This is a genomic window from Klenkia sp. AC732 (genome assembly GCF_979256525.1).
Genome location: NZ_CEEDOS010000011.1, coordinates 30,583 through 53,840, shown reverse-complemented (window position 1 = coordinate 53,840; position 23,258 = coordinate 30,583). Strand labels below are relative to the sequence as shown.

Below are 23,258 nucleotides of genomic sequence, written 5' to 3'. Positions count from 1 at the left end.
GAGCCTCACGCTCAGCTGAAGCCGCTGACCTCGTGCGGCCGGTAGGGCTCCTCGAGCCGGGCGACCTCCTCCTCGGTCAGCTCCAGGTCGACCGCGGCGACGGCGTCGGCCAGGTGCGCGGCCTTCGTGACCCCGACGATCGGCGCGGTGACCACCGGCTTGGACAGCACCCAGGCCAGTGCGACCTGGGCGCGCGACACCCCGCGCTCGGACGCGACGGCGGCCACCCGGGCCACGATCTCGGCGTCGGAGTCGTCGGTGTACAGCTTCTGGGCGAAGGCGTCGTCCTGGGAGCGGGTGGTGCTGGCGTCGGCGTCCCGGGTGAGCCGGCCGCGGGCCAGCGGGCTCCACGGCAGCACGCCGACCCCGGCGTCCAGGCAGAGCGGGTGCATCTCCCGCTCCTCCTCCCGGGCGATCAGGTTGTAGTGGTCCTGCATCGTCACGAAGCGGTGCCAGCCGTGCTCACCGGCCAGGTGCAGGGCCTTGCTGAACTGCCAGGCCCACATCGACGAGGCGCCCAGGTAGCGCACCTTGCCCGAGCGCACCAGGGAGTCCAGCGCCTCCAGCGTCTCCTCGACCGGCGTCTCGGGGTCCCAGCGGTGGATCTGGTACAGGTCGATGTGGTCGGTGCCCAGCCGCCGCAGGCTGGCCTCGGCCTCGGCCAGGACCGCGCGCCGGGAGAGCCCCGCGCCGTTGGGCCCCGGGCGCATCCGGCCGTGCACCTTGGTGGCGATGACGACGTCGTCGCGGTCGACGGCCTCCAGCAGCAGCGTGCCGGTGATCTCCTCGGAGGAGCCGGCGGAGTACACGTTCGCGGTGTCGAAGAAGGTGATGCCGGCGTCGAGGGCGGCCCGCACGATCGGGCGGGCGTCGTCCTCGGCCAGGCTCCACCCGTGCCCGCCGCGGGTGGGCTCGCCGAAGCTCATCATGCCCAGGCAGATCCGGGAGACCTGCAGGCCGGTGGTGCCGAGTCGGGTCTGGTCCATGCCCCCACCCTGCGCCGGTGGCCCGCATCGGGCCACCGGGCAGCGGCAGCGGGTGTCAGCGGGCGAGCAGCCCGCCGTCCAGCGGGTAGTAGGTGCCGGTAGCGAAGGACGACGCGTCGCTGGCCAGCCAGGCGACGAGCTCGGCGACCTCCTCCGGCGTGCCCAGGCGGCCCAGCGCGTGCTGCGCCGCCAGCCCGGCGCGGGCCTCCTCGCTCATGGCGGACTCCAGCAGCGGGGTGCTGATGAACGCCGGGCCCACGGCGTTCACCCGGATCCCCTCGGTGGCGTGCGCGAGTGCCGCGGCCTTGGTCAGCCCGACGACGCCGTGCTTGGCGGCCACGTACGCCGGCGCCGTCTCGATGCCCACGGCACCGAAGACGCTGGCCATGTTGACGATCGACCCACCACCGCCGGCGAGCATCGCCCGCACCTCGGCGCGCACGCCGTAGAAGACGCCGTCCAGGTTCACCGACAGCACCTTCCGCCAGTCGGCGGTGGAGTACTCCTCGACCGTCTGCGCGGGTCCGCCGATGCCGGCGTTGTTCACCGCGACGTGCAGGCCGCCCAGCCGGGCGACGACGTCGGCGACGAGCGCGTCGACGGCGTCGGGGTCCGAGCTGTCCCCGCCGAAGGCCTCGGCCCGGCCACCGGCCGCGCGGACCTCCGCGGCGACGGCCTCGGCCCGGTCCTGCGCCAGGTCGGCCACCGCGACGGCGGCGCCGCTGCGGGCCAGGGTGAGTGCGACGGCCCGGCCGATGCCCGAGCCCGCCCCGGTCACCAGTGCGACCCTGCCGTCCAGTTCGTAGTGCACCACGTCTGTCCCCTCTCGTCCGGGAGCCGGTCGGCTCCCCTGTCAGGGGCAACCGGTCCGGCCCGCGGTCGAGGCCCGCGACCGGGTGTCAGATGCGACACCCTCGGGGTCCGGTGCGCGCGGTCGCGGGCGTCACGCCCCGGAAACCGGCCGGGAACACCCCGGGACGACGCTGTCGCACCCAGCCGTCCCGACCCGAGGAGCCCGCCGTCGACCGCCGTCCCGCCCCGGTGACCCCCTCGGTCGACGTCGACCTGCAGCACGCCACCCGGGCCTGCCCCAAGTCGATGACGTACGGGCCCTGCGGTGGCGTCGGGGACGACGGGACGTGCGAGGTGGCACCGGTCCCGTGCTCGTTCCTGCCGCTGCCCACCGTCCGGTGGAGCGGTGCCCGGGAGAGCCGCACGGTGCCCGAGCCGCACCTGCTGGCCCTGATGCGGCAGCGTCCCGTCGTCGTGGCGGACCTGCCCGCGGTCGCGCTGTCCCGGGACTCCCTGGAGCGGGCGGCCGACCGGGTCGTCGGCGCCGTCGACGCGGTCCTGCTCGGAGACCACGGCGCCGCCCGGGTGCAGTTCTCCCCGAGCTACCGGGCCTCGCTCGTGCAGGCCCGCGGGGTGCCCGTGTGGCAGGGCCTCAACTGCCGGGACCGCAACCGGGTGGCGCTGGAGGGCGAGCTCGCCGGGCTCGCCGACCTCGGCGTCGGTGCCGTGCACTGCGTGACCGGCGACCACACGCTCACCGGCGACCGGCCCGACGCCCAGCCGGTCTTCGACCTGGACTCCACCGCGCTGGCCGCAGCGGCGAAGGCCGCCGGCGTGCTGGTGTCGGTGGGGGAGACCCCGCACGGCCCGCCCGCGCAGCGCCGCGCCGAGCGGCTGCGCGAGAAGGTCCGGGCCGGTGCCGACGTCTGCTTCGTGAACCACGCCGGCTCGGTCGAGGCGCTGCGGGCCTTCGTGGAGGAGGCCGGCGACCTCGGCGTCGACGTGCCCTTCGTGGCCTGTGTGGCCGTCGCCACCGACCCCGGGTCGGCCGTCCAGCTGCGCCGGTTCACCAGCCTGCGGCTGCCCGCCGGGTACCTGGCCGGCATCGAGTCGGCGCCCGACCCGCGGCGGGCCGGCATCGCCGCGGCCATCGCCCTCGCCCAGGCCTACCTGTCCGTGCCGGGGGTGCGCGGCGTCGACCTGTCCGGCGTCCCCACCGCCGGCGCCGAACTGACCACCGCCACGGGCCTGGCCGAGATCGGACGTGCACTGACGTGACGCTGTTGATGACCGGGGCCACCGACCTGGACGGACGCCACGTCGACGTCCGGGTGGACGGGGGAGTGGTCGCCGAGGTCGCCCCCGCGGGGAGCCTCGCGCCCCGTCCGGACGAGGAGGTGCACGACCTCACCGGGCACCACCTGCTGCCCGCCCCCGCCGAGCCGCACGCCCACCTGGACAAGGCGCTGACCAGCCACCGGGCGCCCAACGCCACCGGGGACCTGGCCGGTGCCATCGTGGCGATCCGGCAGATCGCCGACGCCTTCACCCACGAGGACCTGGTCGACCGGGCCACCCGCGCCGCGTACGAGTACCTGGCCAACGGGACGACGGCGATCCGCACCCACGCCGACGTCGGCGCGCACTCGGGCACCCGGCACGCCCGCGCCCTGGTCGAGGTGCGCGAGGCCCTCGCCGGGCTCGTCGACGTGCAGGTCGTCGCCCTGGCCAGCGCACCGTGGGGCCCGGGCGAGGCCGAGGAGAACGCCCGCCTGCTGGAGGAGGCCGTCGACCTCGGCGTCGACCTGGTCGGTGGGGCGCCGCACATGTGGCCCGACCGGGTCGCCGGGTTCGAGATGTCCTTCGAGGTGGCCCGCCGCCGGGGCCTCCCGCTGGACCTGCACACCGACGAGACCCTCGACCCCACCGCGCAGGGCCTGCTGCACCTGGCCCAGCGGGTCCGGGCCACCGGGTTCGCCCACGGCGCCACCGCCAGCCACTGCGTCTCCCTGGGCGTGCACCCCCTCGAGGTCGCCCGGGCCACCGCGGCCGAGGTCGCCGCGGCCGGGGTCGGTGTCGTCGCGCTGCCGCAGACCAACCTCTACCTGCAGGGCCGGGACGCACCCGTGGCGACACCGCGCGGGCTGACCGCCGTCCGCACGCTGCTGGAGGCCGGGGCCACCGTCGGGGCCGGCGGGGACAACCTGCGCGACCCGTTCAACCCGATGGGCCGCGCCGACGCCACCGAGGCCGCCTCGCTGCTGGTCACCGCCGGGCACCTGTCCACCCGGGAGGCCTGGGACGCGGTGTCGGCCGGGGCCCGCCGGTGCATGGGGCTGCCGGTGCCCGCCGTCGCCGTCGGGTCGGTCGCGGAGTTCCTCGCCGTCGAGGCGGAGAGCCTGGACGCTGCCGTCGCCGGGGCCGGGACCGCCCGCGTGGTGGTGTCCCGGGGCCGGGTGGTGGCGAGCAGCAGGGTGCAGCGGGTGTACCCGGGAGCCGGTGTGTCCCAGTCGTGACCAACCGGTCGGCTGCGTTCACCGATGGCACACGCAGGCGAAACAGACCCCGCGCAAGGTGACCTCGTCGCGCCGATCACCCGGTCGTGGCACCGATCCCACCGCGACCCACCGCGGTCCACCGAGCACCCGGAGGTGCCCGTGAGCGCACCAGCACCCACCGCCCCGTCCGCCGTCCGGAGCGCCGTCCCGAAGGGGCACGGAGACCTGGTGCTGCGCTTCCGCGACGTCGCCAAGGCCTTCCCCGACGGCACCGTCGCCCTGGAGGGCGTCGACCTCGACGTCCGCCGCGGTGACTTCGTCACCGTCGTGGGCCCCTCGGGCTGCGGGAAGTCGACCCTGCTGCGGATCGCCTCCGGGCTGTCCCCGGCGACGTCGGGCACCTCGCAGGTCGACGCGAAGCGCATCGGCTACGTCTTCCAGGACGCCACGCTGCTGCCCTGGCGCAGCGTGAAGAAGAACGTGGAGCTGCTCGCCGAGCTGCACGGGTTGAGCAAGACCGCGACGCACCAGGCCGCGCTGGACGCCATCGAGCTCGTCGGGCTGCGCGGCCACGAGAAGAAGCTGCCGCGGGCGCTGTCGGGCGGCATGAAGATGCGGGCCTCGCTGGCCCGCTCGCTCACCCTGGACCCCGACCTCTTCCTCTTCGACGAGCCCTTCGGCGCGCTGGACGAGATCACCCGCGAGCGCCTCAACGACGAGCTGATCCGGCTCTTCGCCAGCAAGGGCTTCGGCGCGCTGTTCATCACCCACTCGGTGAGCGAGGCCGTCTACATGTCGACCAAGGTGCTGGTGATGTCCGGGCGCCCGGGCCACATCGTGGACACCTTCGAGGTGCCCTTCGGCCCCGACCGCACCCCCGAGCTCCGGTTCACCCCCGAGTTCGCCGAGCTCGCCGGCAAGGTCTCCCACGCCCTCCGCGAGGGGCACTCGTGACCACCACCGCGCACTCTCCCGAGGAGACCCTCGTGACCGCCACCGTCGACACCCCGCCCACCGCGCCGACCGCCGACCCGGTGCTCACCGGCGCCGGCACCGCGCCGCTGGTGAAGCGGTCGGGCAGGGGGCGCAAGCGGGTCACCGACTCGTTGCTGCCGATCGCGGTCTTCGCCGCGCTGATCGGCGTCTGGTACGCGATCACCTACCTGGTGCTGGACCCCGGCCGGCGCTTCCTCATGCCGGCGCCGCACACGATCATCACCGACGCCCTCTTCGACGGCCCGACGATGGACAAGGTCCTGCCGGCGCTGGGCCGCTCCATCGTCGTCACCTTCACCGGCCTGGCGATCGCCATCGTCATCGGCATGGTGTGGGCCATCGCGATGAGCCAGAGCCGGCCGGTCGAACGGTCGCTGTTCCCCTACGCCGTCGCCCTGCAGTGCATCCCGATCCTGGCCCTGGTGCCGCTCATCGGGTTCTGGTTCGGCTACGACTTCCCGTCCCGGGTGATCGTCTGCGTGATGATCTCGCTGTTCCCGATCGTGTCGAACACGCTCTTCGGCATCCAGTCGGTGGACCGCGGCATGCACGAGCTCTTCACCCTGCACAACGCCAGCCGCACCACCCGGCTGCTCAAGCTGGAGCTGCCGGCCGCCATGCCCGCGATCTTCGCCGGGTTCCGCATCTCCGCCGGCCTCTCCGTCGTCGGCGCCATCGTCGGTGACCTGTTCTTCAAGCAGGGCGACCCCGGCCTGGGCATCCTGCTGGACAACTTCCGGGCCCGGCTCCAGGGCCAGGAGCTCTTCCTGACGATCATCGTCACCGCCGCCCTGGGGTTCGCCGTCTTCGGCCTCTTCGGCTGGCTGGCCAAGGTCGCCGTCGGGCGCTGGTACGACCAGTCCCGCGACGCCGGTTGACCTCCGCCCCACCCCACCCGCCCGGTCTCCGGGGCCGCCGGCACGCGGCCCCGGTGACCGGTGCTGCCCAGACCCGGCCGCCACGGCCGTCGCACCACCCTCCCCGCAGCACCTCCCGCACCGCCCCGCACCACCGGGTCCGCGCACCGCCGCCGGCCCCGACACGACCCCCCGAGCCTGAGGGGCCGTGCCTCTCCCACCCCTAGGAGCACGTGTGCGCATCACCCGGACGACGTCGGCCCTCGCGGCCACCGCCCTGCTGGCCCTCTCCCTCGCCGCCTGCGGCAGCGACGACAGCGACTCGGCCGCGGCCGGCCCCTCCGGCGAGGTCGGCAGCAACGACCTCGCCGCCGCCGGCTGCCCCAGCAACATCGTCGTCCAGACCGACTGGAACCCCGAGTCCGAGCACGGCGGCCTCTACGAGTCCCTCGGTGACGACTACGTCGTGGACGCCGGCAGCAAGACCGTCAGCGGCACCCTCATCGACTCCGAGGGCGAGAGCACCGGCGTCACCCTGGAGATCCGCGCCGGCGGCCCGGCCATCGGCTTCCAGACCGTGACGGCGCAGATGTACACCGACACCGACATCAACCTGGGCTACATCGCCACCGACGAGGCCATCCAGCTCTCGGACAGCCAGCCCACCACCGCGGTGCTGGCCCCGCTGGAGATCTCCCCGACCATGATCATGTGGGACCCGGCGACCTACCCCGACGTCACCTCCATCGAGGAGCTCGGCGAGGCCGGCACCACCGTGCGCTACTTCGAGGGCTCGGCCTACATGGCCTACCTGACCGGCGCCGGGATCCTGAACAGCGACCAGGTCGACGGCTCCTACGACGGCACCCCGGCCGGCTTCGTCGCCGCCGCCGGTGAGGTCGCCCAGCAGGGCTTCGCCTCGGCCGAGCCGTTCATCTACAAGAACGAGGTCACCGACTGGGGGAAGGACGTCGAGTACCAGCTCGTCTACGACGCCGGCTTCCAGCCCTACCAGTCCTCGATCTCGGTCCGCTCCGACGACCTCGAGGGCATGTCGGACTGCCTGACCGCGCTCGTCCCGATCATGCAGCAGGCCGACGTCGACTACCTGGCCGACCCGGCCCGGGCGACCTCGATCATCCTGGACCTGGTCGAGCAGTACGACACGGGCTGGGTCTACTCCCAGGGCGTGGCCGACTACTCGGTGGAGACCCAGAAGGAGCTCGGCCTGGTCGGCAACGGCCCCGACGACACCCACGGCAACTTCGACACCGACCGCGTCGACACCCTGATCGAGCAGACCACGCCGATCTTCACCGAGCAGGGCAGCGCCCCCACCGACGGCATCACCGCCGACGACCTCGTCACCAACGAGTTCATCGACGACTCGATCGGCGTCCCCGCCACCTGACCGACAGCACCGCCGGCGACGGCCCGTCGTCCCCCGCGTGGGGGACGGCGGGCCGTCGCCGTGACGGGCGATCGGCCCGCCCACACCCCCCCCGAACCGATCAGTGCGTGCCTGGTGCGCAGTCCGCGACCGGAGTGCGCACCCAGCACGCCGTGATGCGTGGTGGCGGTACTGCGGCCGAGCGCGGTGGCGGTCAGGCGGCGAGCGGGACGCCGACCGCGCGCAGGACCACCGACGCCGCGTTCCGGCCCGAGGCGCCCCAGACGCCGGCACCGGGGAAGGTGCCCGCGCCGGTCAGGTACAGCCCGCGCACCGGGGTCTCGTAGCGGGTGAGCTCGCGGTCCCGACCGACCAGCGCGGCCAGCGGTCCGCCGGAGAACGAGGGGGCGTAGCCGCGGGCCATCGAGAAGTCGCGCTCGTAGTCCTCCGGCGTCACCACCCGCCAGCGCCGGACGGCGTCGGCGAACCCGGGGGCCAGCTGCGAGGCGTAGGCGTCCAGCCAGCGCCGGGGCTCGGCCGAGCCGGTCCAGCCTCCGGGCAGCGCGTACGGCGTCCACAGCACCTCGAGGCTGAACACGTGGTCCTCGCCGACCCGCATCGTGGGGTCCAGCACCGACGGGGTGTTGGCCAGCATCATCGGGCGCTGCGCGACCCGGCCCGCGGGCAGCAGGTCGAAGGCGGCGGCGATGCCGGCCAGCCCGGTGGAGACCGTCGTCGTCGGCACGCCGGGGTCGAAGGGGCCGACGGTGGACCGCAGGGCCTCGATGCCCGGGTGCCGGGGCAGCTCGCCGACGACGGCGTCGATCTTGGACTCGTACCCGTCGGCCAGGGGGCGGGCCGACCAGCGGGCCACCATCTCCCGCGCCCCGGCCGGGGCCGAGCCCAGCCAGTTGACCAGTGCGTCCCGGGGGTCGACGGCGCACACCACGGTGCCGGCCTCGACCAGCTCGCCGTCGGTCAGCCGCACCCCGCGCACCCGCTCGCCCTCCAGCACGACCTCGGCCACCCGCGCCCCGGTGCGCACCCGGCCGCCGGCGGCGACCAGCGCGGCCTCCAGCGCGTCGGGCAGCGCACCGGACCCGCCCTCGGGCCGGCCGATGCCGACCAGGTGCCGCATCGCCATGCCGGTCGCGCCCAGCCCGGTGCCGGGGGTGCCGTGCGTGACGCCCCAGACGGCGGGTCCGGTGGTGAACGCGCCGGCGATCAGCGACTCGTCGGTGAAGTACCGGGCCAGCACCTCACCGACGCTGCGCCGCGACCAGTCCAGCAGCCGGGGGAGCGCGGCTGCGCGCCGGTCGGCCAGCCGGCGGAGCACCGCACCCGGGGTGGGCGGGGCGGAGGTGAGCTCGGTCAGCAGCCGGGCGACGGGGGTGGCCGCACGCAGGTAGCGCCGGTACCCCTCGACCTGGGTGGGGTGGGTGACGGCGAGGGCGTCCAGGGTCCGCTCGACGTCCCGGAACTGGACGAACGGCGCCGCGGCGGGGGCGTCCCAGGTGACGTGCAGCGCCTGCGGGTCGACCTCCAGGTAGCGCAGCCCGTGTGCGGCGAGGTCCAGCTCGGCCGCGATCGACGTCGTCCGGACCATCGTGTGGTCGCAATTGCAGGTGTTCACCCGGGCGCCGAGCGCGTCGACGGTGGAGGCGCAGCCGCCGGTGGAGTCCCGCGCCTCCAGCACCAGCACGTCCAGCCCCGCGCGCGCCAGGTAGGCCGCGCAGACCAGCCCGTTGTGCCCGGCCCCGACCACCACGACGTCCGTCATGGCCGCACTGTCGCGGTCGGTCGTGTCAGGCCGGTTCCGTCGGCGTCACGCCCGCGTGGACCGCCGGGCGAGCAACGACGTCAGGTCTGCCACGACGTCGCCCTCGTCCCGGCTCACCAGCTCGCCGTCGCGCACCACCACCCGCCCGCCGACGACGACGTGCCTGGGGCGCCGGCCGGGGGAGGCCCAGAGCAGCCCGGCGACCGGGTCGGCGACCCCGGCGTCGGCCACCCCAGTGACGTCCCAGCAGACCAGGTCGGCTCGTGCGCCGGGGGCGATCCGGCCGAGGTCGGGGCGGCCCAGGCCGTCGGCGGAGCCGGTGGTGGCCCAGCCCAGCACCTCGCGGGCGGTCACCGGCCGGCCGACGAGGGGGGCGACCTGCATGGCCAGGCGGGCGTCGGCGAGCAGGTGACCGCCGTCGTTCGAGCCGCCGCCGCTGGTGCCCAGCCCCACGGCGACCCCGGCATCGGCCAGCGCGGCGGCGGGAGCGATGCCCCAGCCCATCGGCAGGTCGCAGCCGGGGGCGTGGGTCGCGGTGACCCCGCTGGCCGCGACCCGGGCCAGCTCGCCCGGGGTGAGGTCGCACAGGTGGGCCAGCGTGACGTCGGGGGCCAGCCAGCCCCACTCCTCGAGCAGCTCCAGCGGACGTCGTCCGTACCGCTCCAGGGCGATGACCACGTCGACCTGCTCGTTGGCCTGGGTGCGCCGGCGCAGCCCGCGGGCGGCCGCGACCTGCGCCATGAGCGCGAACGTCTCGGGGGAGTCCGAGTGCACCCCGGCCGGGCCGACGGCGACCTGCACGACGCCGTCGGCGGTGACCCCGCCGTGCGGGACCAGGGCCGCGGCGACCGCGTCGGCCGAGGCGGCGGCGGTCTCGGCGTCGTCCCGGGCGGAACCCCGGACGAACGCCACCCGTGCGCCCAGGTCCCGGGCCGCCTGCACGGTCGCCGACGCCAGCGCGACGCCGTCGCCGGTGGAGGCGGGCCAGGTCAGGTGGTGGTCGGCCACGGTGGTGACGCCGGACAGCAGCGCCTCGGCCAGCCCGGCCGACGCGGCCGCGTGCCCGAGCTCGGGGTCGACGCCGACCGCGTCGTAGGCCGCGGCCATGGTGGGCAGCCACTCCCGCATCGGCACGCCGCGGGTGCCGGGCAGCGTCCGGAACGCGGTCTGCAGCAGGTGCGCGTGGGCGTTCACCAGCCCCGGTGTGACGACGCAGCCGCGGGCGTCGAGCACCTCCCCGCCGTCGACCGGGACGGCGGAGACGGTGCCGTCGGCGGCGCACCAGACGTCGCCGGTCACCTCCCCGGCACTGGTCGTGACGACGAGGGCACCGGTGACCGTGAGCACGCGGCCGACCCTGACACCGCGGTGTTACGGCAGCGCAACGCGGCCCACCTACGGTCCGCCCGTGACATCCCGCCTGCTCACGGAGCTGTCCGCTCCCGCCATCGCCGAACGTCTCGGCCCGGACTCGGTGCTGGTGCTGCCCACGGGCGCCATCGAGCAGCACGGCCCGCACCTGCCGGTCGCCACCGACCTGATCGCCGCGCAGACGCTGGCGGAGCGGACCGTCGAGCAGTTCGGCGACGAGCTCGACCTGTGGCTGCTGCCGCCGCTGGCCTACACGAAGTCCAACGAGCACGCCTGGTCCGGCGGCACCTTCTGGTTGTCGGCGGAGACGCTGCTGGCCGTGCTGCACGACCTGGGCCGGTGCGTGGCCAAGACCCCGGCACGCCGGCTGGCCTTCCTCAACGGGCACGGCGGGAACTCCGCGCTGCTGCAGGTCGCGGCCCGGGACCTCCGGCTGGAGTCGGGCCTGCGTACCTTCACGCTGCACCCGGCGGTGCCCGCCGACCAGGGCGGGGACAGCCCGGCCGACGAGCTCGGCATGGGCGTGCACGGGGGCCACGAGGAGACGTCGTTGATGCTGCACCTGCGCCCGGACCTGGTCGACATGACCCAGGCCGACCGCTGGGTCCCCGAGCACCTGGCCGAGTACCGGCACGTCCGGTTCGGCGGCCCGGTGTCCTTCGGCTGGACGTCGGAGGACTTCGGGCCGGCCGGGGTGATCGGCGACGCCACGCACGCCACCGCCGAGCGCGGCGAGCAGCGGGCGGCGGCGATGGTCACGTACCTGGGCGAGGCGCTGGCCGAGGTCTCCCGCTTCGAGCCGGGTCCCCGGTGAGGCTGTCGGGCAAGCGCGTCGTCGTCACCGGCGGCGCCCGCGGCATCGGGGCCGCCATCGTGCGCCTGTTCGGTGCCGAGGGTGCCCGGGTCGTGGTCCTGGACCGGCTGGTCGCCGAGGCCTCCGCGGTCGCCGCCGAGGTGGGCGGGACGGCGCTGGCGGTCGACCTGGCCGACGTCACCGCCACCCGCGAGGTCACCGAGGAGGCGATCGCCACCCTCGGCGGCATCGACGTGCTGGTCAACAACGCCGGCATCCTGCGCTTCGGGTCGCTGCTGGAGCTGGACCCGGCCGCCTGGGACGAGGTCTTCGCCGTGAACGCCCGGGCCATGCTGGTCACCACCCAGGTCGCCGCGCGGGCGATGATCGCCCAGCGGACGCCGTCCTCGGACTGCGTGGGGAAGATCGTCAACATGGCCTCGATGGGCGGCAAGGCCGGCGGGGCGGGGCAGGCGCACTACGCCGCGTCCAAGGCCGCGGTCATCGGGCTGACCCGGGCCACCGCCGAGGAGCTCGGCCCGCACGGCATCACCGCCAACTGCATCTGCCCCGGCTACGTGCTCACCGAGATGGGCGCGGCCACCCGCACCGCCGCCGACGTCGCCCGGTGGTCGGCCAAGTCCCCGCTGGGCCGCCTGGGCGAGCCGGCCGACGTCGCCCGCACCGCGCTGTTCCTGGCGTCGGGGGACTCCGACTACCTCACCGGTGACGCGCTCAACGTCACCGGCGGCATGGTCACGCACTAGGCGCGCGGGATGCAGGCAGAGGACTGGGACGCCCGGTACGCGGAGAAGGCACAGTGGTCGGCCGAGCCGAACGCGCTGGTCGCGGAGCTGTGCGCGGACCTGGAGCCCGGGGTCGCCGTCGACCTGGCCGCGGGGGAGGGCCGGCACGCACTGTGGTTGGCCGCCCGCGGCTGGGAGGTCACCGCGGTCGACTTCGCCGCCGTCGGCCTGGACCGTGGTTGGGACACCGAGCACGGCGCGGCCGTCACCTGGGCCGTCGACGACGTCACCACCTGGTCGACGGCGCCGGGCAGCTGCGACATGGTCCTGGTGGTCTACCTGCACCTGCCCGAGGCCGGGATGACGGCGCTGCTGACCCGGGCGGTGGACTGGCTGCGCCCCGGCGGGCGGCTGCTGCTGCTGGGCCACGACGTCGACAACGTCGCGCACGGGGTGGGCGGGCCGCAGGACACCACGATCCTGCACTCGGTGGACCGGCTGGCCCCGGTGGCCGCGCTGCTGGACGTCGACCGGTGCGAGCAGGTGCGCCGGGAGACCCCCGCCGGCACCGCGCTGGACACGCTGCTGTGGGGCACCCGACCCGTCTCGAGGTGAAGACCACCAGGTCGGTGTGCTTTCCTGGCCCGGTGCCGACCCAGGAGCTGACTCGACGCCGTGTCGTCGACTTCTGCCGTGTCACCAGCACCGCGTGCACGACCCGCTGTCCGCGCTGAGCGCTCGCTCCCGGACCGGCCCACGCACGTCTCCCTCCCACCTCTCGTGAGGACACCCCTGCCATGAGCGCACCCCCCACCCCCGGCGACGAGCTGCAGGCCTCGAAGTTCGCCTACTGGGTCCCCAACGTCAGCGGCGGCCTGGTCACCTCGACCATCGAGCAGCGCACCGACTGGGGCTACGACTACAACAAGAAGCTCGCCCAGACCGCCGAGGCGGTCGGGTTCGAGTACGCGCTGAGCCAGGTGCGGTACATGGCCAGCTACAGCGCCGCCTTCCAGCACGAGTCGGTGTCCTTCTCCCTGGCGCTGCTGCTGGCCACCGAGCGGCTCAAGGTCATCGCAGCCGTGCACCCCGGCATGTGGCAGCCCGGTGTGCTCGCCAAGCTCGGCGCGACCGCGGACCACCTGAGCAACGGCCGCTTCGCCGTGAACGTCGTCTCCGGCTGGTTCAAGGGCGAGTTCACCGCGATGGGCGAGCCGTGGCTCGAGCACGACGAGCGCTACCGACGCAGCGAGGAGTTCATCAGCGCGCTCAAGGGCATCTGGACCGAGGACGGCTACACCCTGGGCGGCGACTTCTACCGCTTCCGCGACTTCGACCTGCAGCCCAAGCCGCTGTCCTCGCCGGGCCGCCCGCACCCGGAGGTCTTCCAGGGCGGGAACTCCACCGCCGCCCGGCAGATGGCCGGCCGGGTCTCGGACTGGTACTTCTCCAACGGCAAGGACCTGGCCGGCATCGACGAGCAGATCCGCGACGTCCGCGCGGTCGCCGACCCGCTGGGCCGCCGGGTCCGGTTCGGTCTCAACGGCTTCGTCATCGCCCGGGACACCGAGGCCGAGGCGCACGACACCCTCCGCGAGATCGTGGCCAAGGCCGACAAGCCGGCCGTCGAGGGGTTCCGGGACGCCGTCGCCCAGGCCGGCAGCTCGACCGGGGACAAGAAGGGCATGTGGGCCGACTCCTCCTTCGAGGACCTGGTCCAGTACAACGACGGCTTCAAGACCAACCTGATCGGGACGCCGGAGCAGATCGCCGAGCGCATCGTGGAGTTCCGCCGGCACGGCGTGGACCTCTTCCTCACCGGTTTCCTGCACTTCCAGGAGGAGATCGAGTACTTCGGCGCCAAGGTGCTGCCGCTGGTGCGCGAGATGGAGCAGGCCGCCGGCTTCGCGCCGACCGAGTTCCAGCCCGCCGCCGCGGTCTGACCCCGGTACGGTCCCGCCCATGATGGTCGAAGGACCTCGTCCTCCTCAGCACGAGCAAGCTCGCGCCGAGCCTCTGGACGAGGCCGGGCTGTGATGGACCGGGACAAGCAACGCGTGGTGGCGGGGATCGTCGTCCTGGCGATGGTGCTGGCCGCCGGCGCGGTGGTCTTCTCGATCCTGCTGGGCTGACCCGGTCGGGTCGTCCGGGACACTGGGCGGCGTGGGATACGTCGACGTCACCGGGATCCGGTTCACCCTGCCCGACGGGCGGGTCCTGCTGGACGACGTCTCCTTCCGGGTCGGGGACGGCGCCTGCGCCGCCCTGGTCGGGGAGAACGGCGCCGGCAAGACCACGCTGCTGCGGATCATCACCGGCGACCTGACCCCGGACGCCGGGTCGGTCGCCCTGGTCGGCGGTCTGGGCGTGATGCGCCAGTTCATCGGATCCGTCCGCGACGACACCTCGGTGCAGCAGTTCCTCGTCGACCTGGCCCCGCCGCCGGTGCGGGCGGCCTGGGACGCCGTCGCGGCCACCGAGCTGGCCATGATGGAGCGCGACGACGAGCCCACCCAGATGGCCTACGCGAACGCGCTGGGGCACTGGGGCGACGTCGGCGGCTACGACGTCGAGGTCACCTGGGACACCGTCACCGTGGCCGCGCTGGGCGTGCCCTACGAGCAGTGCAAGTACCGCGAGCTGCAGACGCTGTCCGGTGGTGAGCAGAAGCGGCTGGCGCTGGAGTGCCTGTTGCGCGGCCCGGACCAGGTGCTGCTGCTCGACGAGCCGGACAACTACCTCGACGTCCCCGGCAAGCGCTGGCTGGAGGAACGGCTGCGGGAGACCCGCAAGACGGTGCTCTTCGTCAGCCACGACCGGGAGCTGCTGGACACCGTCGCCGACCGGGTGGTCACCGTCGAGGGCGGGACGGCCTGGGTGCACGGCGGCAGCTGGGCCGCCTACCCCGCCGCGCGCGACGCCCGGCACGAGCGGATGGCCGAGCTGCGGTTGCGCTGGGAGGAGGAGCACCAGCGCCTGGTGGACCTCACCCGCACGATGCAGCAGCAGGCCGCGAACTCCCCGGACATGGCCAACCGGTACCACGCGATGCAGACCCGGCTGGCCAAGTTCGAGGCCGCCGGCCCGCCCCCGGAACGCCCGCCGCAGCAGGAGGTGGCGATGCGCCTGAAGGGCGGCCGCACCGGCGTCCGGGTGCTGGTGGCCGCGGACCTGGAGCTGACCGGGCTGATGAAGCCCTTCGACGTGGAGCTGGACTACGGCGACCGGGTCGCGGTGCTGGGCTCCAACGGCGCCGGCAAGTCGCACTTCCTGCGGCTGATGGCCGGCCAGGACGTGACCCACACCGGCACCTGGAAGCTCGGCGCCCGCGTCGTCCCCGGCTTCTTCGCCCAGACCCACGCGCACCCGGAGTGGATGGAGCGCACGCTCACCGACCTGCTGTGGCACGGGGAGCCCGGCCGCCCGGGCATCGACCGGGGCCGGGCGATGGCGGTGCTGCGCCGCTACGGGCTCGCCGCGGCCGGGGACTCGCTGTTCCGGTCGCTGTCCGGTGGCCAGCAGGCCCGGTTCCAGGTGCTGCTGCTGGAGCTGTCCGGGGCGACCCTGCTGCTGCTCGACGAACCCACGGACAACCTCGACGTGCTCAGCGCCGAGTCGTTGGAGCAGGCGCTGGCCGCCTTCGACGGCACCGTCGTCGCGGTCACCCACGACCGCTGGTTCGCCCGCTCCTTCGACCGGTTCCTGGTGTTCGGCTCCGACGGCCGGGTGCGGGAGACGCCGGAGCCGGTCTTCGACGAGGCCCGGGTGCAGCGGGCCCGCTGACTCAGAGGGTCCGCCCCTCACCCCGGTAGGTGGACCAGGACCCGACCAGGTCCTCGCCGGCGAGCACGTGCAGGGCGTCGACCCGCTCGCACAGCTCGCCGGCCTTGGCGTGCCGGAACCACACCCGGTCACCCACGCCCAGGCCCGCGGTGCCCGGCCCGCGCAGCGGGGTCTGCACCTCACCGGCGCCCTCGCTGGGCAGCAGTCGCAGGCCGGCCGGGTACGTCGGTCGGGGCACCCGGTCGGCGCCGGGCGGGCCCGAGGCGATCCAGCCGCCGCCGGCCGCCGTCACCAGGCCGGGGGCGGGCACCCGGGTCACCGGCAGCGCGAAGAGCGCCGCGGGCCGGCCGCGGAAGGCGCGGTAGGTGTCGAAGAGGGTCGGGGAGTACAGCCCGGAACCCGCGGCGAGCTCGGTGACGGCGGGCTCGGTGGTGGTGGTCTGCAGGCTGCCGGTGCCGCCGCCGTTGACGAACTCCAGCGGCGCGACGGCGGACACCGCGGCGACCGCGGCGGCCCGCCGGGTCGCGATCTCCCGCACCGAGGCGGCCTGCAGTCGACGCACGGCCATCCCGCGCAGCGGCCGCCCGGGCGGGGCGTCGCCGAGCCCGGCGACCTGCGCCTCGTAGGCCATCAGCCCGACGAGGGTGAAGCCCGGCCGTGCGACGACGTGCCGGGCCAGCGCGGTGGCCTCGGCCGGCGTGTGCACCGGCGAGCGGCGCACCCCCACGTGCACCCGGCCCCCGGCCGCCCGGAACGAGGCGTCCAGGTCCAGGCACACCCGCACGTCGGGACGGCGCCCGGGCGGGCACACCGCGTCGACGACGTCCAGGTGCGCGGGGGAGTCGACCATCAGGGTGACCCGGGTGCAGGCGACCTCGTCGGCGACCAGCGCGGCGATGGCCGAGCGGTCCACCGTCGGGTAGCCGACGACGACGTCGGTGCTCACCGGGTCCTCCCCGCCGGCCAGCCACAGCGCCTCGGCCAGCGTGTAGCCCAGCACCCCGGCGAACCCGTCCTGGGCCAGCACCCGGCGCAGCACGTCGCGGCTGCGCACGGACTTGCTGGCCACCCGGACCGGTCGCCCGGCCGCCCGGCGCACCAGGTCCGCGGCGTTGGCGTCCAGGGCGTCGCGGTCCAGCACCGCCAGCGGCGGGTCCAGGTGGGCGGTGGCTGCGTCCAGGCGGGCCCGGGCGGCGTCGGCGTCCATGGGCAGGCAGCCTGGCCCGGCGACACCGAGTGGGTCAAGTGACCCAGACGCTTGACCTGGGGACGTCGGCGCGGCACCGTGCGCGGGACGAGAGGAGCGGTCGTGGGCGATTGGCGCAACTGGGCGGGCAACCAACGGGCCGCCGGCATCGAGGTGCTGCACCCCGCGGGCACCGCGGAGATCGCGGCCGTGCTGACGACGGCGGCCGCGCGCGGCCGGCGGGTCCGGCCGATCGGCAGCGGGCACTCCTTCACCGCGATCGGCGCGCCCGAGCACGTCCAGCTGCGGCTGGACCGGCACGCCGCCCTGCTCGACGTCGGTCCCACCGGCCTGGTCACCGTCCAGGCCGGGATGCCGCTGCACCGGCTCAACGCCGAGCTCGCCGCCCGCGGCTGGGCGCTGGAGAACCTGGGCGACATCGACCGGCAGACCGTCGCCGGCGCGCTGTCCACCGGCACCCACGGCACCGGTGCCGCCTTCGGTGGGCTGGCCACGCAGGTCCGGGCGCTCCAGCTCGTCACGGCCGACGGCAGCGTGCTGACCTGCTCGCCGTCCGAGCACCCCGAGGTCTTCGACGTCGCCCGGCTGGGCCTGGGCGCCCTCGGCGTGCTGTCCACCGTGACCCTGCAGGCGGTCCCGGCGTTCGCCCTGGCGATGGTCGAGGGCCCGGCCCGGCTGCCCGAGCTGCTCGAGGACTTCGCGGAGGTGATGACCTCCGCCGACCACGTCGAGTTCTACTGGTTCCCGCACACCGACCGCTGCCTCACCAAGCACAACACCCGGGTGCCCCTGGCCGACGGCCTGGACCCGCTCCCTCGCTGGCGCACCCTGTGGGACGACGAGGTGCTCTCCAACGGCCTCTTCGCCGCCGTCCTCGCCCTGGGCCGGCGGGTGCCCGCGCTGGTGCCGCCGCTGGCCCGGCTCTCCGCCTCGGCCCTGGGCGCCCGGGCGGCCACCGACCTGTCGCACCGGGTGTTCGTCTCCGCCCGCCGGGTCCGGTTCCGCGAGATGGAGTACGCCGTGCCCCGCGAGGCCGCCCCCGAGGTGCTTTGCGAGATCGCCCGGCTGGTCGACGCCTCGGGGTGGCGGGTGCCCTTCCCGGTGGAGGTCCGGGTCTCGGCCGCCGACGACGTCCCGCTGTCCACCGCGGTCGGCCGGGAGACCGCCTACGTCGCCGTGCACGTGCCCGCCCGCACCGAGCCCGGTCCGTACTTCGACGCGGTCGAGGCCGTCTGCGGCGCCGTCGGCGGCCGCCCGCACTGGGGCAAGCTGCACGGCCTGGGCGCGGCGGAACTGACCGACCGGTACCCCCGGTTCGGCGAGTTCGTCGCGCTGCGCGACCGGCTCGACCCAGCCGGGGTCCTGGGCAACGCACACCTGGACCGGCTGCTCGGCACGCCCCGCGCCGCGGTGGTCTGAGGTGCCCCGAATGCCGGCGGCGGACCGGCGTGGGGCCCTGGTCGAGGCGGCGCTGCGGGTGATGTCCCGCGACGGCCTGGCCGCCGGCACCACCCGGGCCGTCGTCGCCGAGGCCGGCATGTCGCTGGCCAGCTTCCACTACGCGTTCGCCTCCCGGGACGAGCTGATGCGCGAGCTCGTGGACCGGGTGGTCGGCCGGGAGCTGGCCGCGGTGACCCCGGAACCCGGGGCCTCGCTGACCGGGACGCTGCGGGCGGCGGCGCACGGCTACCTGGCCCACCTGGAGGCCGACCCGGGCGCCGAGCTGTTCATGCTCGAGCTGACCCTGCACGCCGTCCGGGACCCCTCGCTGGCGCCGCTGGCCGCCCGGCAGTACACCGCCTACACCGCCATGGCCGCCGGGCTGCTCGAGCGGGCGGCGGCCGCCGCCGGCACCGCGTGGCGCCGTCCCGTCGGGGACCTGGCCCGGCTGCTGGTCGTGCTGCTGGACGGGGTGACGACGACCTGGCTGGTCGACCGGGACACCGCGGCCGCCGCGGCCGCGCTGGACGCCGCGCTGGAGGTCTTCACCCGGGCGCACGCCGGGGCCCCCGCGTGAGGGCGGACCCCGTCGCCCCGCGCGCCGGGCCCCCGGACGCCGCCGGCGCCCGGGTCGGTCGCGGGTGGACCCTGCGGTTCGGCCTGCTCTGGCTGGGGCTGTGGGCCGCGCAGCTCGCCCCGGTCCAGCTGCTGCTGCCGGTGCTGCTCGCCGACGTCGACCCGGCACACCGGGTGCGCGACCTGGGCCTGGTCAACGGCCTGGCCGGGCTCGCCGCGCTGGCCGCGCTCCCGCTGTTCGGCCGCTGGTGCGACCGCACCCGCAGCCGGTTCGGCCGCCGGCGGGTCTGGGTCGCGGCCGGGGTGGTCGTGGACGCGCTGGGCCTGGTGCTGCTGGCCGGGGCGACCACCTGGCCGGCCGTCGCCGGGGCCTGGCTGGTCGCCCAGCTGGGGCTCTACGCGGCGATGACCGGTCTGACCGCGGTCATCGCCGACCAGGTGCCCGCCGGGCAGCGGGCCACCGTGTCGGCCGCGGTCTTCGCCCCGCAGGCGCTGGGCATCGTCGTCGGACTCGGTGCCGTGGCCGCCGTGGACGCCCGGCCCGGCCCCGGCGCGCTGGTGCTCGTCGTGCTCCTGCTGGTCACCGCGGTGCCCTGGCTGCTCCGCTCCCGGGACACCCTGCCCCTGCCGGACGTGCCGACGGTGGCGCGGGTGCGGACACCGGCCACCGGCGACCAGAGGTGGGCCTTCGCCGGCCGGCTGCTGGTCAACCTGGGCAACGCCCTCGGGACGACGTACCTGCTGTACTTCCTGGCCGACGGCCTCGGCGTAGCCGACCCGGAGGGCGCCCTGCTCACCGTCACGCTGGTCTACCTGGTGACCACGGTGGCCGCGACCTGGCTGGGCGGGCGGCTCTCCGACGCCACCGGCCGCCGCCGGGCCCCGGTCGCGGCGGCCGCCGGCCTGCAGGCGCTGGCCTGCGCACTGCTCGTGGTGGCGCCGTCGTGGACCAGCGTCCTCGTCGCCGGCGCCCTGCTCGGGGCCGGGTACGGCGCCTTCACCTCGGTCGACCAGGCGCTGGTGACCGAGGTGCTGCCCGACCCGGACGCTCTGGCCGCCGACCTCGGTGTGCTCAACGTGGCGCTGGTCGCCCCGCAGGCCCTGGCGCCGCTGCTCGCCGCCCTGGTGATCAGCTCGCTGGGCGGCTACCCGGTGCTCTTCGCCGTCGCCGGGGTGACCACCGTGCTCGGGGCGCTGTCGGTGTCCCGGATCAGGTCGGTGCGCTGAGCGGGCGCGCCCGGCTCCCGCTCTCCGCCCGGGCCCGGCGGTGGGCCGCCATCCGGACCGGGGAGTTCGCCGCGCCGTAGGAGTCGTAGCCGGCCAGCCGCTGCACCACCTCGAAGAACACCCGGCCGCCCAGCACCTCGGTGTAGAGGTGCACGAACGCGCCGTGCCCGTCGGTGTCGTAGAGCAGACCGTGCTCGCGTAGGTCGGCCAGCAGTGCCGGGTCCAGGTCCAGGCGGTCGTCGAGGTCGGCGTGGTAGTTCGCCGGCACCGCGAGCAGCGGGGCGCCGGCCGCACGCAGCGCCCGGGCGGTGGCGACGACGTCCCCGGTGGCGAAGGCGACGTGCTGGGGGTCCGGGACCCCCGGTGTCCACCCGCCGCCACGGCGCAGCAGCGACACCGACAGCGCCAGCCGCACGTCCCGGGACGGCGTCGTCACCCCGCGGGAGCGGACCAGCCCGAAGGGCGCCGCCACCTCGGCGTCGGCCCCCGGGGTCAGCCCGAGCACCGACCGGTAGAACAGCCCGGCCTCGTCGTAGGCGTCGAAGGGCTGCGTCAACCCGACGTGGTCGGTGTGGGTCAGCCCGACGCCCTCAGCCGTCTCCCCGGTGGCCAGGAAGTCCGCGGGCCACCCGTCGGGGCCGGTCCGGGCGAAGAAGACCTCGGTGCCGTCCGGGGCGGCCACCGCGGACAGCTCGGCCTCCGCGGCGCCCCGCGTGCGGGGCAGCACCGGCGCCCGCAGCGCCTCGGCGCGTGCAGCCGACGCGGTGGGGTCCACCGACTCCACCGCGAGCGCGACGACGGAGGCCTCACCGGGTGCCGCCGGGGTCGTGGACCCGGCGTTGAGCAGCACCCGGGCGGTGCCCTGCTCCCACAGCTGCACCGGCTTGGAGCGGTGCTGACCGGTGTGCGCGAACCCCAGCCGCGCCAGCACGTCGGCCAGCACCGGCCCGGAGACGCCGTCCACCGCGAGCTCGGTGAACGCGTGCCCGGTCAGCTGCGGCGCGGCGGGCAGCACCAGCCGGTCGACCGGCAGCTCGGCCTCCAGGGCCAGCAGCGACCGCATCGCATCGACCGCCGTGCGGGCCGGGTCGGCCTGCCGGAAGACGTCGTTGAAGACCTCCAGCGACAGCGGCCCGGTGTAGCCCGCGGCCAGCACGTGGCCGAGGAAGGCGGGCAGGTCGAAGGCACCCTGGCCGGGGAACAGCCGGTGGTGCCGGGACCACTGCAGCACGTCCATCGACAGCTGCGGGGCGTCGGCCAGCTGCAGGAAGAACAGCTTGTCGGCGGGCACGTCGGCGAACCCGGCCGGGTCGCCGCCGCGGGAGAGCACGTGGAAGGAGTCCAGGCACAGACCCAGTGCCGGGTGGTCGGCCGACCGGACGACGTCCCAGCTGTGCTCCCAGGTGGACACGTGCGTGCCCCAGGCCAGCGCCTCGTAGGCGATCCGCAGCCCGCGCTCGTCGGCCAGCTCGGCGGCGGCGTGCAGCTGGGCGGCCAGCTCGTCGTCGTCGGTGACGGCGGTGGGGGAGACCGCGGAGCAGACCAGCACGGTGTCCACGCCCAGCTCGGCCATCACGTCGAACTTCGCCCGGGCCCGCCGCAGATTGCGCGCCACGGTCGCCGGGTCGGTCGAGTCCAGGTCGCGGAAGGGCTGGTAGAGGTCGATGGACAGCCCCAGGTCCGTGCAGCGGGCGGCCAGCTCGGCCGGCGCCCACGGCGACGCGACCAGGTCGGGCTCGAAGACCTCGATGCCGTCGAAGCCGGCGGCTGCCGCGGCGGTGGTCTTGTCCTCCAGCGTGCCGGACAGGCAGACCGTGGCGACCGACCGGCGGCGCTCAGCCAACGGGGGTCCCCGGGACGTCGACCAGCGTCTGGAAGTGGGCCAGCACGCGGTCGGCGTCGGGCTCGACGCCGGTGAACAGCCGGAAGGAGTCGACGGCCTGGAAGACCGCCATGCCGCCGCCGTCCAGCACCCGGCAGCCGCGCTCGCGCGCGGTGGTGACCAGCTCGGTGGCCAGCGGCCGGTAGACGACGTCGGCGACCCACAGGTCCGGTCGCAGCAGCTCACCCGGCACGGGGGAGCCCGGGTGGGCGGCCATCCCCGTGGGGGTGGCGTGCACCAGGCCGTCGGCGGCGCCGAGCGCGGTGGCCAGCCCGGTGAGGTCCCCGCCCTCGGCCCGGTCGGCCCCGAACAGCTCGCGCAGCGACCCGGCCAGCACGGTGGCCCGCTCGGTGTCGACGTCGAGCACGGTGAGCCGGCCGGTGCCCAGGGTCAGCAGTGCGTGCGCGACGGCGGCGCCCGCGCCGCCGGCACCCAGCAGCACCACCCGGTCCAGGGCGGCATCGGGCAGGCCCCGGTCGACGTTGCGGGCGAAGCCGGACCAGTCGGTGTTGTGCCCGACCGCGCGGCCCCCGGTGAAGACGACGGTGTTCACCGCGCCGAGCGCCTGCGCGTCCGGGGAGAGCTCGTCGAGGTGCTCGATCACCAGCTGCTTGCACGGGTGGGTCACGTTCAGCCCGTCGTAGCCGGCCAGCCGGGCGGCGGCGACCAGCTCGCCGACCGCCTCCGGGGCCAGGCCCAGCACGTCCAGGTCCAGCCGTCGGTAGACGTAGCGGAGCCCCAGTGCGTCGGCCTCGCGCTCGTGCATCTGCGGGCTGAGAGAGGGGCCGATGCCCTGACCGATCAGCCCGACGACGACGCCCGGACGGTCGGGCTGGGCGGTGGGGACGGGCACGGTGCCTCCGGGTGGATGTATGTACCGGATGGTGAGTTGGTGCGACCCAGGACACCACACGGACGCCGCGGGCACCACCCC

General features: G+C 75.2%; 19 protein-coding genes and 1 pseudogene. 13 read left to right on the top strand and 7 right to left on the bottom strand.

The features are described from left to right. Positions 1–11: 11 nt before the first annotated feature. Positions 12–986, bottom strand: coding sequence for an aldo/keto reductase (locus AC0IVP_RS07160; protein ID WP_471755520.1), 975 nt, complete (start codon positions 984–986; stop codon positions 12–14). 55 nt (positions 987–1,041) lie between these two features. Further along, positions 1,042–1,800, bottom strand: coding sequence for an SDR family NAD(P)-dependent oxidoreductase (locus AC0IVP_RS07155; RefSeq protein WP_471755517.1), 759 nt, complete (start codon positions 1,798–1,800; stop codon positions 1,042–1,044). A 227-nt stretch (positions 1,801–2,027) separates the two neighbouring features. Between AC0IVP_RS07155 and AC0IVP_RS07150 the strand changes: the two genes are divergently transcribed. From AC0IVP_RS07150 to AC0IVP_RS07130, 5 genes are all read left to right on the top strand, one after another. Beyond that, the gene (locus AC0IVP_RS07150; RefSeq protein WP_471755515.1) at positions 2,028–3,056 is read left to right on the top strand and encodes a methylenetetrahydrofolate reductase; all 1,029 of its coding nucleotides are present in this window, start codon (positions 2,028–2,030) and stop codon (positions 3,054–3,056) included. Beyond that, positions 3,053–4,294, top strand: coding sequence for an amidohydrolase family protein (locus AC0IVP_RS07145; RefSeq protein WP_200939007.1), 1,242 nt, complete (start codon positions 3,053–3,055; stop codon positions 4,292–4,294). Before AC0IVP_RS07150 ends, AC0IVP_RS07145 begins: the two co-directional genes overlap by 4 nt. 141 nt (positions 4,295–4,435) lie before the next feature. Next, positions 4,436–5,230 carry an ABC transporter ATP-binding protein gene (locus AC0IVP_RS07140; protein ID WP_471755513.1) on the top strand — a complete coding sequence of 265 codons (795 nt, stop codon included), beginning with the start codon at positions 4,436–4,438 and terminating at the stop codon, positions 5,228–5,230. A 32-nt stretch (positions 5,231–5,262) separates the two neighbouring features. Next, positions 5,263–6,150, top strand: coding sequence for an ABC transporter permease (locus AC0IVP_RS07135; protein WP_082557061.1), 888 nt, complete (start codon positions 5,263–5,265; stop codon positions 6,148–6,150). 214 nt (positions 6,151–6,364) lie between these two features. Continuing rightward, the gene (locus AC0IVP_RS07130; protein ID WP_056297028.1) at positions 6,365–7,540 is read left to right on the top strand and encodes a hypothetical protein; all 1,176 of its coding nucleotides are present in this window, start codon (positions 6,365–6,367) and stop codon (positions 7,538–7,540) included. 193 nt (positions 7,541–7,733) lie between these two features. Here the strand turns inward: AC0IVP_RS07130 and AC0IVP_RS07125 are convergent. Continuing rightward, a pseudogene (locus tag AC0IVP_RS07125) lies at positions 7,734–9,305 on the bottom strand (phytoene desaturase family protein); the annotation flags it as partial. Between the two features lie 39 nt (positions 9,306–9,344). Next, positions 9,345–10,646, bottom strand: coding sequence for an amidohydrolase family protein (locus tag AC0IVP_RS07120; protein ID WP_471755511.1), 1,302 nt, complete (start codon positions 10,644–10,646; stop codon positions 9,345–9,347). 61 nt (positions 10,647–10,707) lie between these two features. On the opposite strand from AC0IVP_RS07120, the gene AC0IVP_RS07115 reads away from it, so the two are divergent. The 5 genes from AC0IVP_RS07115 (at position 10,708) to AC0IVP_RS07095 (ending at position 15,992) form a co-directional block, all read left to right on the top strand. Continuing rightward, positions 10,708–11,484 carry a creatininase family protein gene (locus AC0IVP_RS07115; RefSeq protein ID WP_056298125.1) on the top strand — a complete coding sequence of 259 codons (777 nt, stop codon included), beginning with the start codon at positions 10,708–10,710 and terminating at the stop codon, positions 11,482–11,484. After that, the gene (locus tag AC0IVP_RS07110; RefSeq protein WP_471755509.1) at positions 11,481–12,230 is read left to right on the top strand and encodes an SDR family NAD(P)-dependent oxidoreductase; all 750 of its coding nucleotides are present in this window, start codon (positions 11,481–11,483) and stop codon (positions 12,228–12,230) included. Before AC0IVP_RS07115 ends, AC0IVP_RS07110 begins: the two co-directional genes overlap by 4 nt. 9 nt (positions 12,231–12,239) lie before the next feature. Then, complete coding sequence (locus AC0IVP_RS07105; RefSeq protein WP_471755507.1) at positions 12,240–12,824, top strand: class I SAM-dependent methyltransferase; 585 nt, start codon at positions 12,240–12,242, stop codon at positions 12,822–12,824. 182 nt (positions 12,825–13,006) lie between these two features. Continuing rightward, positions 13,007–14,152: a dimethylsulfone monooxygenase SfnG gene (gene sfnG, locus AC0IVP_RS07100; RefSeq protein ID WP_471755505.1), complete on the top strand. Its 1,146-nt coding sequence runs from the start codon at positions 13,007–13,009 to the stop codon at positions 14,150–14,152. Positions 14,153–14,372: 220 nt separating this feature from the next. Then, a complete protein-coding gene (locus tag AC0IVP_RS07095; protein WP_056297049.1) occupies positions 14,373–15,992 on the top strand; it encodes an ABC-F family ATP-binding cassette domain-containing protein in 1,620 nt (539 codons plus the stop codon). A 1-nt stretch (position 15,993) separates the two neighbouring features. Here the strand turns inward: AC0IVP_RS07095 and AC0IVP_RS07090 are convergent, their stop codons facing one another. Continuing rightward, entirely contained in the window at positions 15,994–17,199 is a 1,206-nt protein-coding gene (locus AC0IVP_RS07090; protein ID WP_471755503.1) for an amino acid deaminase/aldolase, read from the bottom strand. 102 nt (positions 17,200–17,301) lie between these two features. Between AC0IVP_RS07090 and AC0IVP_RS07085 the strand changes: the two genes are divergently transcribed. Genes AC0IVP_RS07085 through AC0IVP_RS07075 form a run of 3 tightly spaced genes read left to right on the top strand, consistent with a single transcriptional unit; the run spans position 17,302 to position 20,442 of the window. Beyond that, positions 17,302–18,618, top strand: coding sequence for a D-arabinono-1,4-lactone oxidase (locus AC0IVP_RS07085; RefSeq protein WP_471755501.1), 1,317 nt, complete (start codon positions 17,302–17,304; stop codon positions 18,616–18,618). A 10-nt stretch (positions 18,619–18,628) separates the two neighbouring features. Beyond that, positions 18,629–19,216: a TetR/AcrR family transcriptional regulator gene (locus AC0IVP_RS07080; RefSeq protein ID WP_471755499.1), complete on the top strand. Its 588-nt coding sequence runs from the start codon at positions 18,629–18,631 to the stop codon at positions 19,214–19,216. After that, positions 19,213–20,442, top strand: a complete 1,230-nt coding sequence (locus AC0IVP_RS07075) for an MFS transporter (protein ID WP_471755497.1) — start codon at positions 19,213–19,215, stop codon at positions 20,440–20,442. Before AC0IVP_RS07080 ends, AC0IVP_RS07075 begins: the two co-directional genes overlap by 4 nt. On the opposite strand, the gene AC0IVP_RS07070 is transcribed toward AC0IVP_RS07075, so the two are convergent. Both AC0IVP_RS07070 and AC0IVP_RS07065 read right to left on the bottom strand, forming a co-directional pair. Beyond that, the gene (locus tag AC0IVP_RS07070) at positions 20,426–22,285 is read right to left on the bottom strand and encodes a TIM barrel protein (protein WP_471755495.1); all 1,860 of its coding nucleotides are present in this window, start codon (positions 22,283–22,285) and stop codon (positions 20,426–20,428) included. The two genes, AC0IVP_RS07075 and AC0IVP_RS07070, sit on opposite strands and share 17 nt — an antisense overlap. Beyond that, a complete protein-coding gene (locus tag AC0IVP_RS07065) occupies positions 22,278–23,177 on the bottom strand; it encodes a shikimate dehydrogenase (protein WP_471755493.1) in 900 nt (299 codons plus the stop codon). Before AC0IVP_RS07065 ends, AC0IVP_RS07070 begins: the two co-directional genes overlap by 8 nt. Between the last annotated feature and the right edge of the window lie 81 nt (positions 23,178–23,258).